The 15442-nt window shown below is 66.8% G+C and carries 14 protein-coding genes; 9 read left to right on the forward strand and 5 right to left on the reverse strand.

The genetic code is table 11. The annotated features are described in order from the left end of the window. Window positions 1-7: 7 nt before the first annotated feature. Together ccmB and ccmA are read right to left on the reverse strand one after the other, a co-directional pair. Window positions 8-703, reverse strand: coding sequence for a heme exporter protein CcmB (gene ccmB, locus C1926_RS03095; RefSeq protein WP_079222491.1), 696 nt, complete (start codon window positions 701-703; stop codon window positions 8-10). Beyond that, window positions 700-1362 (reverse strand): heme ABC exporter ATP-binding protein CcmA, encoded by a 663-nt coding sequence (ccmA, locus tag C1926_RS03100; protein WP_079222490.1) that lies wholly within the window; start codon window positions 1360-1362, stop codon window positions 700-702. The genes ccmB and ccmA overlap by 4 nt, the downstream gene beginning before the upstream one ends. Before the next feature lie 197 nt (window positions 1363-1559). Between ccmA and C1926_RS03105 the strand changes: the two genes are divergently transcribed. From C1926_RS03105 to C1926_RS03120, 4 genes are all read left to right on the forward strand, one after another. Further along, entirely contained in the window at window positions 1560-2708 is a 1149-nt protein-coding gene (locus C1926_RS03105; RefSeq protein ID WP_079222489.1) for a pyridoxal phosphate-dependent aminotransferase, read from the forward strand. After that, window positions 2708-3325 carry a DUF4304 domain-containing protein gene (locus C1926_RS03110; protein WP_108758224.1) on the forward strand — a complete coding sequence of 206 codons (618 nt, stop codon included), beginning with the start codon at window positions 2708-2710 and terminating at the stop codon, window positions 3323-3325. The genes C1926_RS03105 and C1926_RS03110 overlap by 1 nt, the downstream gene beginning before the upstream one ends. Window positions 3326-3389: 64 nt before the next feature. Next, the gene (locus C1926_RS03115) at window positions 3390-4196 is read left to right on the forward strand and encodes an amidohydrolase (RefSeq protein ID WP_108760617.1); all 807 of its coding nucleotides are present in this window, start codon (window positions 3390-3392) and stop codon (window positions 4194-4196) included. 117 nt (window positions 4197-4313) lie between these two features. Further along, a complete protein-coding gene (locus C1926_RS03120; protein WP_079222487.1) occupies window positions 4314-4748 on the forward strand; it encodes a hypothetical protein in 435 nt (144 codons plus the stop codon). 105 nt (window positions 4749-4853) lie between these two features. Here C1926_RS03120 and C1926_RS03125 read toward each other — a convergent pair whose 3' ends face one another. Genes C1926_RS03125 through C1926_RS03135 form a run of 3 tightly spaced genes read right to left on the reverse strand, consistent with a single transcriptional unit; the run spans window position 4854 to window position 8320 of the window. After that, entirely contained in the window at window positions 4854-6530 is a 1677-nt protein-coding gene (locus tag C1926_RS03125) for a pseudouridine synthase (protein ID WP_108758225.1), read from the reverse strand. Continuing rightward, entirely contained in the window at window positions 6523-7401 is an 879-nt protein-coding gene (gene scpB / locus C1926_RS03130; RefSeq protein ID WP_108758226.1) for an SMC-Scp complex subunit ScpB, read from the reverse strand. Before scpB ends, C1926_RS03125 begins: the two co-directional genes overlap by 8 nt. A 13-nt stretch (window positions 7402-7414) precedes the next feature. Then, on the reverse strand, window positions 7415-8320 hold the full coding sequence (locus C1926_RS03135; RefSeq protein ID WP_079222484.1) for a ScpA family protein: 906 nt from the start codon (window positions 8318-8320) through the stop codon (window positions 7415-7417). Window positions 8321-8691: 371 nt separating this feature from the next. On the opposite strand from C1926_RS03135, the gene C1926_RS03140 reads away from it, so the two are divergent. From C1926_RS03140 to C1926_RS03160, 5 genes are all read left to right on the forward strand, one after another. Then, window positions 8692-8991 carry a YciI family protein gene (locus C1926_RS03140; protein WP_108760618.1) on the forward strand — a complete coding sequence of 100 codons (300 nt, stop codon included), beginning with the start codon at window positions 8692-8694 and terminating at the stop codon, window positions 8989-8991. Further along, entirely contained in the window at window positions 8988-9263 is a 276-nt protein-coding gene (locus C1926_RS03145) for a BolA family protein (RefSeq protein ID WP_079222483.1), read from the forward strand. The genes C1926_RS03140 and C1926_RS03145 overlap by 4 nt, the downstream gene beginning before the upstream one ends. A 148-nt stretch (window positions 9264-9411) precedes the next feature. Then, the gene (locus C1926_RS03150) at window positions 9412-10449 is read left to right on the forward strand and encodes a LacI family DNA-binding transcriptional regulator (RefSeq protein ID WP_079222482.1); all 1038 of its coding nucleotides are present in this window, start codon (window positions 9412-9414) and stop codon (window positions 10447-10449) included. A 76-nt stretch (window positions 10450-10525) separates the two neighbouring features. Next, entirely contained in the window at window positions 10526-13585 is a 3060-nt protein-coding gene (locus tag C1926_RS03155) for a TonB-dependent receptor (RefSeq protein ID WP_108758227.1), read from the forward strand. A gap of 248 nt (window positions 13586-13833) precedes the next feature. Next, window positions 13834-15438: a glucoamylase family protein gene (locus C1926_RS03160; protein ID WP_108758228.1), complete on the forward strand. Its 1605-nt coding sequence runs from the start codon at window positions 13834-13836 to the stop codon at window positions 15436-15438. Window positions 15439-15442 lie beyond the last annotated feature (4 nt).

Below are 15442 nucleotides of genomic sequence, written 5' to 3' on the forward strand. Positions count from 1 at the left end.
TGCCCGTTCAACTCAGGGAAATACGGATGGCCGCAGCCGTCGCCAGCGGTGCCAGCAGCAACGCGACCACCAGTCCTGCGCCCAGCATCAGCAGCGCACCCACCGGATCCTGCCCGCGACTGGCCGCCGCCAGGCTGCCCGCACCAAACACCAGCACCGGTACGTACAGCGGCAACGACAGCAACGCCACGAGAATACCAGAGCGCCGGATGCCTACGGTCAGCGCGGCGACCACGCCACCGATCAGGCTCAGCACCGGTGTTCCCAGCAGCAACGATGCCAGCAACATCGGCAGTTGGTCATGTGGCAGATGCAGCATTTCCGCCAGCAGCGGGCTGACCACGATCAGCGGCAACGCGGTGGTGGCCCAATGCAGCAGCACGCGCACCAGCACCAGCCAGGCCAGCGGCACCGGTGCCAGCAGCCATTGTTCCAGCGATCCATCCTCGGCATCGGAACGGAACAGCGAATCCAGCGCCAGCTGCCCGGCCAGCAGCACCGCCAGCCACAGCACCGCACCGGCAGTGGCGGCCAGCGGCTGCGGGTCGCGGCCCTGTGCCAGGGCGAACAGCACCACCACCAGCAGGGCGAACAGCACCGGCTGCAGCGCATCACCACGACGGCGCCACAGCAGGCGCAGGTCGCGCGAAAGCAGGGCGCGGGCGGTCTGCCACAGGCCCGGCTCGGTACCCGGGGCGATCATGCCGCAGCTCCCTGCGTGGTGGCGGGCGGTTGCCCGGGCGCACGCAGTTCCAGCAGGCGCGTGCGCACCGGCGGCGCAGCATAGGCGCCGTGGGTGGTGACCAGGGCGGCACCGCCGCCGCGCAGATGGGCCGAAATCATCCGGTTGACCAGGTTGATGCCATCCAGATCGAGGTTGGCGTAGGGTTCGTCGAGCAGCCACAGCGGCGCCGGTGACAGCCAGATGCGGGCCAGCGCCAGGCGGCGTTTCTGGCCGGCCGACAGGTGGCGCACCAGGGTGTCCTCGTAGCCGGCCAGGCCGACGATGGCCAGCGCGCTGCCGGGCATCTGCTTGGCCCGGCGGCCATGCAGGCCGCAGAGGAAATGCAGGTTCTCCAGCGTGTCCAGGTCCGGCTTCAGCGCCGGCAGGTGGCTGAGGTAGGCGACATAGCGGGCACGCTCGGCATTGCTGGCCTGCTTGCCGTCAATGCGGACCTGGCCGGCGCCCGGCCGGGCCAATCCCGCCAAAACGCGCAGCAGGGTGGTCTTGCCGGCACCATTGCCGCCCTGCACCAGCAGCGCCTCGCCGGCGTCCACGTGGAAATCCAGCGGGCCGAACACGGGTTCGTCATTGCGGGAGAAGCTCAGGCCGCTGGCGGCCAGCAATGCTGGGGTGTTCAAGGGGCAGGGGTCTTCGTGCCGGAGTGCGGCGGCAATTGTAGCGATGAAACCTGCCCCGGTAGCGCCGGGCCATGCCCGGCGGCGGCAGGGAATATGCAAAGAGCCGCCGGGTATGACCCGGCGCTACCGGCTGAGCCCACGGGCAGGGCGTGGATTTCGTACACTTTCAGACCTTGTCTCCCCATTCCCCCAGGCCGATGCAACCCACCACCAAGCTGCCCAAGGTCGGTACCACAATCTTCACCGTGATGTCCCAGCTCGCCGCCGAACACGGCGCGGTCAACCTGGGCCAGGGTTTCCCGGATTTCTCCGCGCCGCAGCGCCTGATCGACGAGACCACCAAGGCGATGGCCGCCGGCCTGAACCAGTACCCGCCGATGACCGGCGTGGCACCGCTGCGCCAGGCCATCGCGCAGAAGTCGCTGGACCTGTACGGTGCGACGATCGACCCGGACACCGAGATCACCGTCACCAGCGGTGCCACCGAGGCGATCTTCAACGCCATCCACGCCGTGGTGCGTGCCGGCGAGGAAGTGATCGTGCTGGACCCGGCCTACGACTGCTATGAACCGGCCATCGAACTGGCCGGCGCCATCGCCGTGCACGTGCCGCTGGATCCGCAGACCTTCGCCGTGGACTGGGACCGCGTGCGTGCGGCGATCACCCCGCGCACCCGCATGCTGATGGTCAACACCCCGCACAACCCGTCCGGCGCGATGCTGGACGAGGCCGACATGCAGGCGCTGGCCGACCTGCTGCGTGGCACGCAGATCTACCTGATCTCCGATGAAGTGTACGAACACATCATCTACGACGGCCGCCGCCACGAATCGGCGCTGCGCTACCCCGAACTGCGCGAGCGCACCTTCGTCATCTCCAGCTTCGGCAAGACCTACCACTGCACCGGCTGGAAGATCGGCTACGCCGTGGCGCCGCCGCTGCTGACCGCTGAGTTCCGCAAGGTGCACCAGTACAACACCTTCACCAGCTTCGGTCCCGCGCAGTATGGTTTCGCCGCGATGATCCGCGACGAACCGGAGCACCACCTGGAGCTGGGTGCGTTCTACCAGGCCAAGCGCGATCGTTTCCGCGAGCAGCTGGCCAGCACCCGCCTGAAGCCGCTGCCGGTGCCGGGTGGCTATTTCCAGCTGGTCGACTACTCGGCCATCAGCGATCTGCCCGACCACGAATTCGTGAAGTGGCTGACCATCGAGAAGGGCGTCACTGCCATCCCGCTGTCGCCGTTCTACGAAACCGCGCCGGTCGGCCAGCGCCTGGTGCGCCTGTGCTTTGCCAAGAACGAAGCGACCCTGGACGCGGCGATCGAACGCCTGCGTCTGCTGTAATGGGAGCCGGCCGGGCGGCGGACAGGGAGAGATTCTTCGAGCTTCTTGAGTCGGAGTTCTTTCCGCGCCTGCTGGAGGCGGGGTTCGTTCGCAAAAGGCGGACCTTCCGCAGAATCCGCGCCCCGCTGATTCATGTCGTCGAGTGCCAGCCCGGGTCCAGTGGGGAGGGGTGCTACCTGGAGATGGGGGTGCATCTGGCGTTCCTGCCTCAGCACGGCGGTGGCGAGTTTTCGCCGACGACGATTGGCGAATCCGGCTGTGTCTTCCGCGAGCGGCTTGCCGGTGATGGCGCGATTGTGGGAGGTGGCTGGGCCTATGGGGATTCCGAACAGGAGAGTGTCACCTCAGCGAAAGCGCTCTGTTCCGCATGGGATAGCGCTGGCAGCGACTTCTTCACAGCTCACCAGACCTTCCCCGACGACTACCAGGCCATGTTGGACAAGGCAGATTTCGAGCAGGCTCGGGCCATCGAGCTGCTCACTTTGGCGCGCATAGCGGCCAATCTGCAGCGTAAGGAACAGGCTCTGGCACTGGCTCACCAGGGGTTGGAGCGGGCGGCTCCGGCTGCAAGCTCGCTCAGGGCGCAGTTGCGCCGATTCATCGAAAACGAAGGGTGATGTCGCGTCGTTTGATCGCGTCAACGCCACCTACTGCACCTTCATACTCTGCGAATCCATGATCATGAATGACCTGCGCATTTCCCTCGTCCAGGGCGACACCCGCTGGCATGACCCGGCGGGCAACCGTGATTACTACGGCGCGTTGCTCGCGCCGCTGGCCGGCAGCACCGACCTGGTGATCCTGCCGGAGACCTTCACCAGCGGCTTCTCCAACGAGGCCATCGCCCAGGCCGAAGGCATGGACGGCCCGACCGTCGCCTGGGTGCGCGAGCAGGCCCGGGCGCTGGACGCGGCGGTGATCGGCAGCGTGCAGCTGCGCGATGGCGAAGGCGTCTACAACCGCCTCTTGTTCGCTACGCCCGATGGCGGGCTGCAGTACTACGACAAGCGCCACCTGTTCCGTTACGGCGGCGAGCACGAGCGCTATGCCGCCGGGCGCGACCGCCTGAGCGTGGAATGGAAGGGCTGGCGGATCAATCCGCAGGTCTGCTACGACCTGCGTTTCCCGGTGTTCTGCCGCAACCGCTACAACGTGGAGCGGGCAGGGCAGATGGATTTCGACCTGCAGATCTTCGTGGCCAACTGGCCGTCGGCGCGCGCCTATGCGTGGACGACCCTGCTGCGCGCGCGGGCGATCGAAAACCTGTGCTTCGTGGCCGCGGTCAACCGCATCGGCGTGGACGGCAACCAGCTGCACTACGCCGGCGACAGCGCGGTGATCGACTTCCTCGGCCAGCCGCAGGTGGAGATCCGCGAGCGCGAACAGGTGGTCACCACCACCATCTCGGCCGAGGCCCTGGCCGCGCACCGCGCACGCTTCCCGGCGATGCTCGATGCCGATGCGTTCCACCTGGACGAGCGCGCCTGAGCGGGCGCTCGACCGGCGGCTGAACGCTTGCCGCACCGGCGCGCGTGCCTGCATCCACCGTGCACGCGCGCGCTGCTAGATTCGCCGGCAGTCCGACCTGAAGTGGAAGTCCTGCCGATGAACAAGCCCCTTGTCCTGCTGCTGGCGTTGGCCGCAGCCTCGCTGGCCCCGGCCGCCCATGCCGGTGGCAACCTTGATTGCCAGCTGCGCTACAACCTGTCCGGCTGGTCGCTGATCTACAAGACCGCCTCGGGCAACGGCACCATCCAGTGCAGCAACGGCGCCAGCATGCCGGTGCACATCCAGCTCAAGGGCGGCGGCCTGACCGTGGGCAAGTCGAAGATCAGCAACGGCCGCGGCAGCTTCACCGGCGCGGTGGGCATCAACGAGTTGCTGGGCACCTACGCTTCGGTGGGCGCGCACGCAGGCGCTGTGAAATCCAGCAACGCGCAGGTGATGACCAAGGGCGACGTTTCGCTGGCCCTGTCCGGCACCGGCAAGGGCTGGGACCTGGGCGTGGACGGCACCGCGTTCACCATCAGCCGTCGCTGATCCCGGTCCATCCACGCATGGCGTGGATCTACCAGGAATCTGTTCCACCGAATAAAGAAAAACCCCGGCCGGAGCCGGGGTTTTTCATTTCAGCACGGCGTGCGATCAGCCGCCGCGCGGGCCGCTGCGGCGCGGGCCACCCGGACCACGGTTGCCGCCGGGGCCGCCCGGGCCACGGTTGCCACCCGGGCCGCCGGGACCACGGTTGCCACCGGGACCACCCGGGCCACGGTTACCGCCCGGACCGCGATTGCCGCCCGGACGTGCATTGGCGTTGCCGCCCGGACGACCGTTGCCTGCCGGACGCGTGCTGCCGTACGGGCTGAAGCCCGGATTGGCGTGGTCGGACGGGAAGTTCGGGGCGTTGCCCGGATGGCCGTAGGGGTGCTTGTTGCCCTGGCCCTGCGAGCGGTTGCCCGCACCGGCCGGACGACCCTGGCCGCCACCGGCGCCACCACGGCCTTCACCGCCGAAGCTGCCGCGACCCTGGCCGCCACCTGCACCGGCGCCCGGACCCTTCGGCTTGCCGTACGGACGGCCCTGGCCACCCGCGCCAGCGCCCGGACCACGGGCACCCGGGCCACGTGCGCCCGGACCGGCGTTGCGGTGGCCGCTCGGGCCGGTGCTGACACCGTCCGGCACGTACCAGGTACGGAACGCGGCCGGGTTGCCTTCCGGCAGCGAACGGTCGTTCTTCGGCGCGCGCTGCTTGAACGGCTTCTGCGACTGCTTGGCGGCTGCTTCGCCGCTGACGGTCAGGCCGCCCTTGAAGCCGCCACCCTTGCCACCGCGACCACGGCCGCGGTCTTCGCGCACGTTGTCGAAGCGGCGCAGTTCGCGACCTTCATCGGCGGTGCTGTGGCCGTTGACGTAGGCATTGCCACGACCGCCTTCGCGCACGCGCACGGTGGTCTTGGCAGCGCGACGCTGGCCGATCACCGGCTGCAGGGTCAGCGCCGACGGCGCGCCTTCTTCCAGCTTCAGCTGCGCGCGCAGGGCTTCGACCTGGGCGGTCGGCAGTTCCACCGAATGGCCACGGACCAGTTCGCGCGGCAGGCTGACCTTGCCGTAGCGGGTGCGCTTCAGGCGGCTGACCTGGCAGCCCTGCGATTCCCACAGGCGGCGCACTTCGCGGTTGCGGCCTTCCTTCACCACGACGCGGAACCAGTCGTGCGAGTCGGTGCCGCCGATGCGTTCGACCTCGTCGAACTTGGCCGGGCCGTCTTCCAGTGCGACGCCACGGGCGAGGCGGTCGACGATGGCGTCGGAGACCTTTTCCTCACCTTCCGGGGCACGCACGCGCACCACGTACTCGCGCTCGACCTCGAACGACGGGTGCATCATGGCGTTGGCCAGTTCACCGTCGGTGGTGGCCAGCAGCAGGCCGGTGGTGTTGATGTCCAGGCGGCCGATGGCGATCCAGCGCGCGCCCTTCAGCGGCGGCAGGGATTCGAACACGGTCGGGCGGCCTTCGGGATCTTCGCGGGTGGTCACTTCGCCTTCCGGCTTGTTGTAGACCAGCACGCGCGACGGCTCGGCCAGCGCGGTGGCGACGAAGCCACGGCCATCCAGCTCGATCTTGTCGCCGCTCTTGACCGACATGCCGGTCTGCGCGACTTCGCCGTTGACCTTGACCAGGCCTTCGGCGATGCGCTGTTCCAGCGCGCGGCGCGAGCCGAGGCCGGCCTGGGCCAGCACCTTGTGCAGGCGCTCTTCCAGCTTGAACTGTTCGGAGGTGGCTTCGCGCTTCAGCGAGAGCTTGTTACGGGGGGTGTCACTCATCAGTTTTGCTCCGGCCGACGGTTTCGAGGTCGGCCTCTGGTTCGGAATCGGCTTGGTCAACAGCCACGGTCGTCGTCGCGACGGCGTTGTCTTCGCGTTCGTTCACTGGCACCGCGCGCTCGCCCGGCGCGGAATCGGGGTGCCCATCATCGAGGGGCGAAGGTGCTTGCTCATCGGTGGCCGGCGCAGCAGCTGCGTCGGCGGAATCGGGGGTGTTGCCATCGCCGCCCTGCAGGCCGGCGTCATCGTTGGTGGCCGCGTCGGGGTCGGCGCTGATGTCCGGGCCGGCGGCACCGGCAACGGCGGGACCATCACGGTCCAGCGCCAGCTGCGGTTCCAGCTCGCCCAGGTCTTTCAGTTCCGACAGCGGCGGCAGTTCGTCCAGGCGCTTCAGGCCGAAATAGTCCAGGAAGCCCTTGGTGGTGCCAAACAGCGCCGGCTTGCCGGGCACGTCGCGGTGGCCGACCACGCGGATCCACTCGCGCTCTTCCAGTGCCTGGATGATGTTGCTGCTGACCGCCACGCCGCGCACCTGCTCGATCTCGCCACGGGTGATCGGCTGCCGGTAGGCGATCAGCGCCAGGGTTTCCAGGGTGGCGCGGGTGTAACGGGTCTTGCGCTCGGTCCACAACCGGCTGATCCAGCCGTGCACTTCGCCGGTCACCTGGTAGCGGAAGCCGGAGGCGACCTCGACCAGCTCCACGCCGCGGCCTTCGCAGCCCTCGCGCAGGCGCTCCAGCGCACGTTCGATGCTGCCCGGCGGTGCCGGTTCCTCTTCCGGGAACAGGTCTTTCAGCTGGGCCAGGGTGAGCGGCTGGCTGGAGGCCAGCAGGGCACCTTCGACAATGCGGTTGATCAGCGTCTGGTCCATCGGCAGTCAGCGCTCACTCGTTTTCATTGGCGGCGTCGTTGTCGTCGAACTCGCTGCTGAACTGCAGCGGGGCGTTGGTGTTGCCGGCGGCCAGGGACTTCACGTAGATCGGCGCCAGCGGTTCTTCCTGGACCAGGTCCAGCAGCTGCTCCTTGGCCAGTTCCAGCACGGCCAGGAACGTGACCAGCACGCCCAGCTTGCCTTCTTCGGCGGTGAACAGCCCTTCAAAGCGGTAGAACCTGCCGTCTTCAAGCCGGCCGAGCACTTCACCCATGCGCTGCCGCACGCTCAGGGCCTCGCGCTTGATGGCGTGGCCGCTGAACAGCTCGGCGCGCTTGAGCACGTCGTGCAGGGCCAGCAGCATCTCCTTCAGGTCCACCGGCGGCGGCAGCTTCACCGTCGCCCGCTCGGGCATGAAGGCGTGCGCCACCGTGGTGTCGCGGTCCTGGCGGGGCAGGGCGTCGATATCCTCGGCAGCCTGCTTGAAACGTTCGTACTCCTGCAGCCGGCGCACCAGCTCGGCGCGCGGGTCGGCTTCATCGCCTTCCTCGCTGACCGGGCGCGGCAGCAGCATGCGCGACTTCACCTCGGCCAGGATCGCGGCCATCACCAGGTACTCGGCGGCCAGTTCGAAGCGCAGCTCGCGCATCACGGTGATGTATTCCACGTACTGCCGGGTGATCTCGGCCACGGGAATGTCCAGCACGTCCAGGTTCTGCCGGCGGATCAGGTACAGCAGCAGGTCCAGCGGACCTTCAAAGGCATCCAGGATGACTTCCAGCGCATCCGGCGGGATGTACAGGTCCTGCGGGATCTGCAGGACCGGTTGCCCATGCACCACGGCCAGCGGCATTTCCTGCTGCTGGGGGGCGGGCGGCCGGGTTGGCGGGTTCGCGTCGAGCGCGAGTTCGGAAGTCATCTAATGGACAATAGGATTGCAACGGACCAGTCGCGGTACCGGACCTGCCGGGCCTGCGCCACGGCGCCCCAGGCACCAGTCACGCCGGGATCGGCGCGATTCCACACATATCAAACAGCAGGACGCGCCGCAGGAAACGGCGGCGACGGAACTACGGGGAGGTCGTCTACGTGGCCCGGCCGGTTGGCCCGGTTCGAAGCAGCGGTACGGTCGTCGGGGGCTGCGTTGGCCGCAAAAACCGACGGGCTGCTGCATCAAGCCACGTGCAATGGTGCCTAGGGTACGGCTTTGCCGGGCCAGTGTCCAGCCGGGCCGGTGGCGGTGGCCCATTGGCTAGAATCGACGCACCGCAACATGAACGAGGAATGCCCGTGTTCTATGTGATTGAAGGTTACGACGGCCAGGATGTCCTGGCGCAGCGGCTGCAGGCCAGGCCCGAACACCTGGCGCGGCTGCACGCGCTGCGCGACGAAGGCCGCCTGCTGCTGGCCGGGCCGTGCCCGGCGATCGACAGCGAGGATCCGGGTCCGGCCGGCTTCAGCGGATCGGTGGTGATTGCCGCGTTCGACTCGCTGGCACAGGCCCGGCAGTGGGCCGATGCCGACCCCTATGTGGCAGCCGGCGTCTACACCCGCATCGACGTGCGGCCGTTCCGCAAGGTGCTGCCATGAGTGCGCAGCGCATCGATCTGATCCGTGCTGCGCTGCAGCAGGCATTGGCGCCAAGCACGCTTGAGATCGAAGACGACAGCCACCGCCATGCCGGCCACGCCGGTGCACGTGACGGGCGGGGCCATTTCAACGTGCTGGTGGTCAGCGAGCAGTTCGCCGGCATGGCTCCGCTGGCGCGCCATCGCGCGGTGTATGCCGCGCTGGGCGGGCTGATGGAGACCGATATCCATGCGCTGTCCATCCGCGCATACACCCTGTCCGAGCAGGGCTGATGGCCTGTCCCGCAAAGTCCTGCCAGGTCCAGCAACAGACCTGTCCACGTCAGATTTCTGTGTCCATCCGGGGACATTCGTCTAACGGAGTGTTTACAAGCGCAGATGGAAACGCTTACATTCCGCGCCAAGCTGGTAGGTCCAAGCCGTGGAGGGCGGCTTCGTGAACAAGGCAGCCATAACAATCAAAGACGTCGCTCGAGAAGCCCGGGTCTCCGTGGCCACGGTTTCCCGCGCGCTGAACGGGCATGAGAATGTCGCCGAACCGGTCCGCCAGCTTGTGCTGGAGGTCGCCGCGAGGCTGCGTTACACCCCGCACGCCGCCGCACGCAGCCTGAGCAGCCGCCGCACCAATACGGTGGGCGTGGTGCTGCCCGATCTGTACGGCGAATTCTTCTCCGAGCTGATGCGCGGCATCGACAACGTTGCCCGCAACCGTCGCCAGCACCTGCTGGTGTCCAGCTACCACGGCGACCAGGTACAGCAGGGCGCCGCCCTGCGTGCCATGCGCGGCCGCGTCGATGGCCTGCTGGTGCTCTCGCCCTATGCCGAGAGCCCCGGCTTCCTCACCGACAACCTGCCGCAGTCGCTGCCCACGGTCCTGATCAATACCTATCTGCCGGGGCAGGATCACCCGGTCCTGAGCATCGACGATCACGCCGGTGCGATGGCCATGACCCGCCACCTGCTCGATGCCGGCCACCGCCGCATCGCGTTCATTTCTGGCCCGGATCTCAACTTCGACGCGCGTGAGCGCCTGCGCGGCTTCCGTGACGCGCTGGCGGCTTTTGGCAACGGCGCCGAAGGCATCGAGTTGCCCGGTGATTTCGACGAAGCTTCCGGCCATCGCGCCGGTCAGGAGATGCTGGCAGCCGGCGCGCTGCCCGATGCCGTGTTCGCCGCCAACGACATGATGGCCCTGGGTTGCCTCTACGCATTCGCGCAGGCAGGCATCCATGTGCCCACCGATGTCGCCCTGGCGGGTTTCGATGACATTCCACTGGCGCGGTTCGTACACCCCTCGTTGACCACCATGCAGGTCAGTATCGCCGAGTTGGGCGATAGGGCGATGACGCGTCTGATGCAGTTGATGGACGGCAACACCCCCGAAGGGGCAGGTGACAAGCAGACGCTCGTTCCCCGCCTCATCGTTCGCGATTCCACCACTCCGCCATCGGGCCATTGAAGCCAGAGGCGTTCCTTCTTTCTTGATTGATCGCAGGTACCGCATTCGCGGATACCGCCACCCGGAGATTGAGTTGATGATGCATTCCACGATCCGCATGCCGGCCCGCCGGCTGCTGAGCACCGCACTGGTCAGCTGCCTGATGCTGGCCGCCGCCCCGAACGTCATGGCGCAGTCGGCCAACGCCAGCCTGCGCGGCCAGGTGGCCGGCGCCCAGGCCGGTTCGGAAGTCACCGCTACCAACGTCGCCACCGGCACCGTCCGTCGCGGCACCGTGCGCGCCGATGGCACCTATTCGTTGATGGGCCTGGACCCGGGCACCTATGACGTGGCCGCCAATGGCCAGACCCAGAAGGTCACCGTCACCGTGGCCTCGACCTCCACGCTGAACTTCAGCGAGGCCGCCGCCGGTGGTACTGCCGGTGGCAGCGCCGCGACCAACCTGGACACCGTCAACGTCGTCGCGCCGACCCTGCTGCAGGAAGTGCGCACCTCTGAAGTCGGCAAGACCGTCAGCCTGCAGCAGATCCAGACCACCCCGCAGGTGTCGCGCAACTTCCTGGAGTTCGCCGATGCCGTGCCGGGCCTGATCTTCACCCGTGATGCCAAGGGCAACACCTCGCTGCGCGGCGGTGCCACCAATTCCGACGGCACCAACGTCTACATCGACGGCGTGGGCCAGAAGAGCTACGTCAAGGGCGGCGGCGTGGCCGGCCAGTCCGGCAGCGCCGGCAACCCGTTCCCGCAGCTGGCCATCGGCGAATACAAGGTCATCAGCGGCAACTACAAGGCCGAGTACGGCCAGGTGTCGAGCGCCGCAGTGACCGCTGCCACCAAGTCCGGTACCAATGAATTCAAGGGTGAGGCGTTCTACCGCTACACCGATGAAGACATGCGCGCCAAGACCCCGGCCGAGCGCCAGGGCGGCAAGGACAAGATGGTCTCGGCCGAGAAGGAATACGGCTTCGCCCTGGGCGGCCCGATCATCCAGGACAAGGCGCACTTCTTCGTGACCTACGAAGCCAAGCGCTTCGACCTGCCGGTCACCATCGCTCCGGACGGTGCCGTCACCGGTGCCGCCAGCCTGCTGCCGCCCGCGGGCGCCGCCGGCCTGGGCCCGGCCAGCCAGCCGTTCCAGCAGGACCTGATCTTCGGCAAGATCGACTTCGAGCCGACCGACAACGACCGCATCGAGCTGACCTTCCAGGACCGCGACGAAACCCAGTCGCAGTTCAGTGGCCAGACCTCGCCGGAAGCCGGCCGTGAAGTGGTCAACACCGACCGTCGTTACGCCCTGCGCTGGAACCACAGCGGCGAGCGTTTCTACAACGAAATGATGGTCACCCATGAAGATTCCTTCAACAACCCGACCCCGCTGACCCTGGCCAACGGCATCACCTACACCGCACCGGACGGCACCGAAGACCGCACCGTGGTGAAGATCGGTGGCGCCTCGGCACTGGATTCGCAGGTGAAGGGCCAGAAGGGCTGGTCGATCGAAGACAACCTGACCCTGGACGGCATCCAGTGGGCCGGCGACCACACCATCAAGATGGGCGTGAAGTACAAGGCCATCGACCTGTACGCCTCCGACGCGGCGCAGATCAACCCGACCTTCACCTACAGCCTGGGCGATCCGGACTTCCCGGATTCCATCCCGTACAAGGCGCAGTTCGTCAAGCCGGTGACCGGCGTGGACGGCGTGTCGGGTGAAGTGCGTTCGAAGTCCAAGCAGTACGGCGTGTTCATCCAGGACGACTGGCAGGTCAACGACCACCTGCAGATCAACCTCGGCCTGCGCTGGGACTACGAAGTCACCCCGTCCTACCTGGACTTCGTGACCCCGCAGGCCGTGGTCGATGCGATCTACTCGCAGGATCCGCGCGCTGCGGCTGGCCAGACCTACGCCGATTCGCTGGCGCTGGGCGGCCTGGACATCAGCAACTACATCAGCAACGGCCACAACCGCAAGGCATTCAAGGATGCCTGGCAGCCGCGCCTGGGCTTCTCGTATGACATCAACGCCGACGAGCAGCACGTGATCCACGGTGGTGCCGGCCGTTCGTACGATCGCGACCTGTTCGACAACCTGCAGCTGGAAACCACCAAGCTGGCCCTGCCGCAGCCGACCATCTACTTCCGCAACCCGGCCACCGGCACCTGCATCAACGGCCAGGCCGCCTGCTATGACTGGAACCCGAACCTGCTCAACGGCATCGGCAACCTGCAGGACCTGGTCGGTTCGACCAGCAATGCCGGCCTGGAAGTCGACCTGCTCAACAACAAGCTGAAGGCGCCGTACTCGGATCAGTTCAGCCTGGGCATGAGCAACCAGATCGGTGACTGGCTGACCGACGCCACCATCGCCCGCACCCTGAGCTACGACGGCTTCGCCTTCACCCTGGGCAACCGTTACCCGACCGGCCAGTTCTTCGATGACCCGCGCCTGTGCGGTGGCACCGAGGCGGGCCTGAGCCAGGCCTGGAGCTGCAACGTGCCGGGCTTCGGCAGCCTGATCATCGGCCAGCAGGGCATCAAGACCCGTGCGACCCAGGTCCTGCTGTCGGCGCAGAAGCCGTTCACCAAGGAAAGCGGCTGGGGCACCTCGATCGCCTACACCTGGACGACCGCGCGCCACAACCGCGACATCAACGAGAAGTACGCCTTTGACCGCGGCCTGATCGGCGACTACCCGACCATCCGTTCCAACGGTGCACCGCGCCACCGCCTGGTGATGACCGGTTCGTACGCTGGCTTCTGGGGCATCACCTTCGGTGGCAAGATCACCCTGGCCACCCCGACCGCCGTCAACGACTGGTACCCGGTGCCGCAGGCCAGCGGCTTCAACCTGCCGACCCCGCAGGCTGCCGTGCCCAATGCCAATGGCAAGTTCCTGCTGGGTGGCAAGATCTTCGGCTACCGTTCGGTCGACCTGCAGGCGACGAAGACGTTCAAGATGCCGGGCGACACCGAGATGTACGCTCGTATCGACATCATCAACGTGTTCAACTTCGACAACTTCTCCACCTACAACTACGTCAAGACGAACGGCAAGCTGCAGGCCAGCTACAACGAGACCGGCGACATCATCGGTACTCCGCGCCAGGTCAAGGCCGAAGTGGGCTTCCGCTTCTAAGCAACGACGTACGCACCACCCCGTTGCCAGCGGTCCGCCGCTGGCAACGGAACCTGGCAATGGCCGGCCTGCGGGCCGGTCCATTGTCCAGCCCCCTGCGGCGTCGCTGCGGCGCTGCATGGGACTGGACAATGCCTGTGTTGAATCGGCCACGAATGCGTGGTTTTTTAAGAGTCTGGTTTGTAAACGATTTCAGGCCATTGGACGTTATGCTTTCCCATCGATCAGCCCACTGGAGGAACCGCGCCATGCAGGCACGCCACCTGTTGACCGCCGCTGCGATGACCCTGGCCATCGCCGCCTGCAAACCGGCCCAGCAGGAGCCTGCAAAGCCCAAGCCGCCGGTGATCCTGCTGGAAGCAGACGCGCCGCCGCGGCCGATGAAGCCGGAACTTCCGCCGCTGTTCGATGACATCGAGCGCCGCACGTTCCAGTTCTTCTGGGACACCACCAACGAACTCAACGGCCTGACCCCGGACCGCTACCCGTCGCGCCCGTTCGCCAGCATCGCCTCGGTCGGCTTCGCGCTGACCGCCTACCCGATCGGCATCGAAAACGGCTGGGTCAGCCGCAACCAGGCAATCGACCGCACCCTGACCACGCTGAAGTTCTTCCGCGACGTGCCGATGGGCCCGCAGCGCACCGGCAAGGCCGGCTACAAGGGCTTCTACTACCACTTCCTGGACATGCAGGAAGGCCGCCGCTACGACAGCTGGGTCGAGCTGTCCTCGGTCGACACCGCGCTGCTGATGATGGGCGTGCTGTTCGCCCAGTCGTACTACGACGGCGACGACCCGCGCGAAAAGGAAATCCGGCAGATCGCCGACCAGCTGTACAAGCAGGTCGACTGGCCGTGGCTGCAGCAGCGTGCGCCGCTGATCTCGATGGGCTGGTTCCCCGAGAGCGGCTTCATCGACCACGACTGGATGGGCTACAACGAGGCGATGATGGTCTACATCCTCGCCCTCGGCTCGCCCAGCCACCCGGTGAGCCCGGATGCGTGGACGGTGTGGACGCGCACCTATGACAACGACTGGGGCGTCTACCAGGGCCAGGAATACCTGTCCTTCGGCCCGCTGTTCGGCCACCAGTACAGCCACGTCTGGATCGATTTCCGCGATATCCAGGATGCCTACATGCGCGAGCGTGGCAGCACCTACTTCCTCAACAGCCGCTCGGCGGCGCTGGCGCACCGCGAGTACGCCATCGCCAACCCGATGCAGTGGAAGGACTATGGCGAGAACGTGTGGGGCCTGACCGCCAGCGACGGCCCGCAGAACACCACCCAGGAATACCGCGGCGAGCAGCGCCAGTTCCGCCATTACTCCTCGCGCGGCGCCGGCCTGCGCGAAAACTTTGATGACGGCACCATCGCCCCGACCGCAGCGATCTCCTCGATCGTGTTCGCGCCCGAGGAAGTGATCCCGGCCACGCTGGAGATGCACAAGCGCTACGGCGACTACGCCTATTCCAGCTATGGCTTCCTGGATTCGTTCAACCCCAGCTTCAACTACGACATCCCGATCAAGACCGGCCGCATGGTGCCGGACCGCGGCTGGGTGGCCAGCGATTACATCGCCATCGACCAGGGCCCGATCCTGACGATGATCGCCAACTACCGCGATGACTTCGTCTGGGAAGTGATGAAGAAGAACCCGTACATCCGCAAGGGCCTGGAACGGGCCGGTTTCAGCGGTGGCTGGCTTGCCCCGGAAGGGTCGTTCCAGCCCCTGGTGCTGGAAAAGGATGAGAAGGCTGCGGCGGCACGCGCGGTCGGTATCGCAGAATCGCGCGCGGCTGCCGCGCAGGAACAGAAGAACAATGCCAACCGCAACACGGGCCAGGGGAAGTAACAAG

It is taken from the genome of Stenotrophomonas sp. ZAC14A_NAIMI4_1, from assembly GCF_003086915.1.
GTDB lineage: Bacteria > Pseudomonadota > Gammaproteobacteria > Xanthomonadales > Xanthomonadaceae > Stenotrophomonas.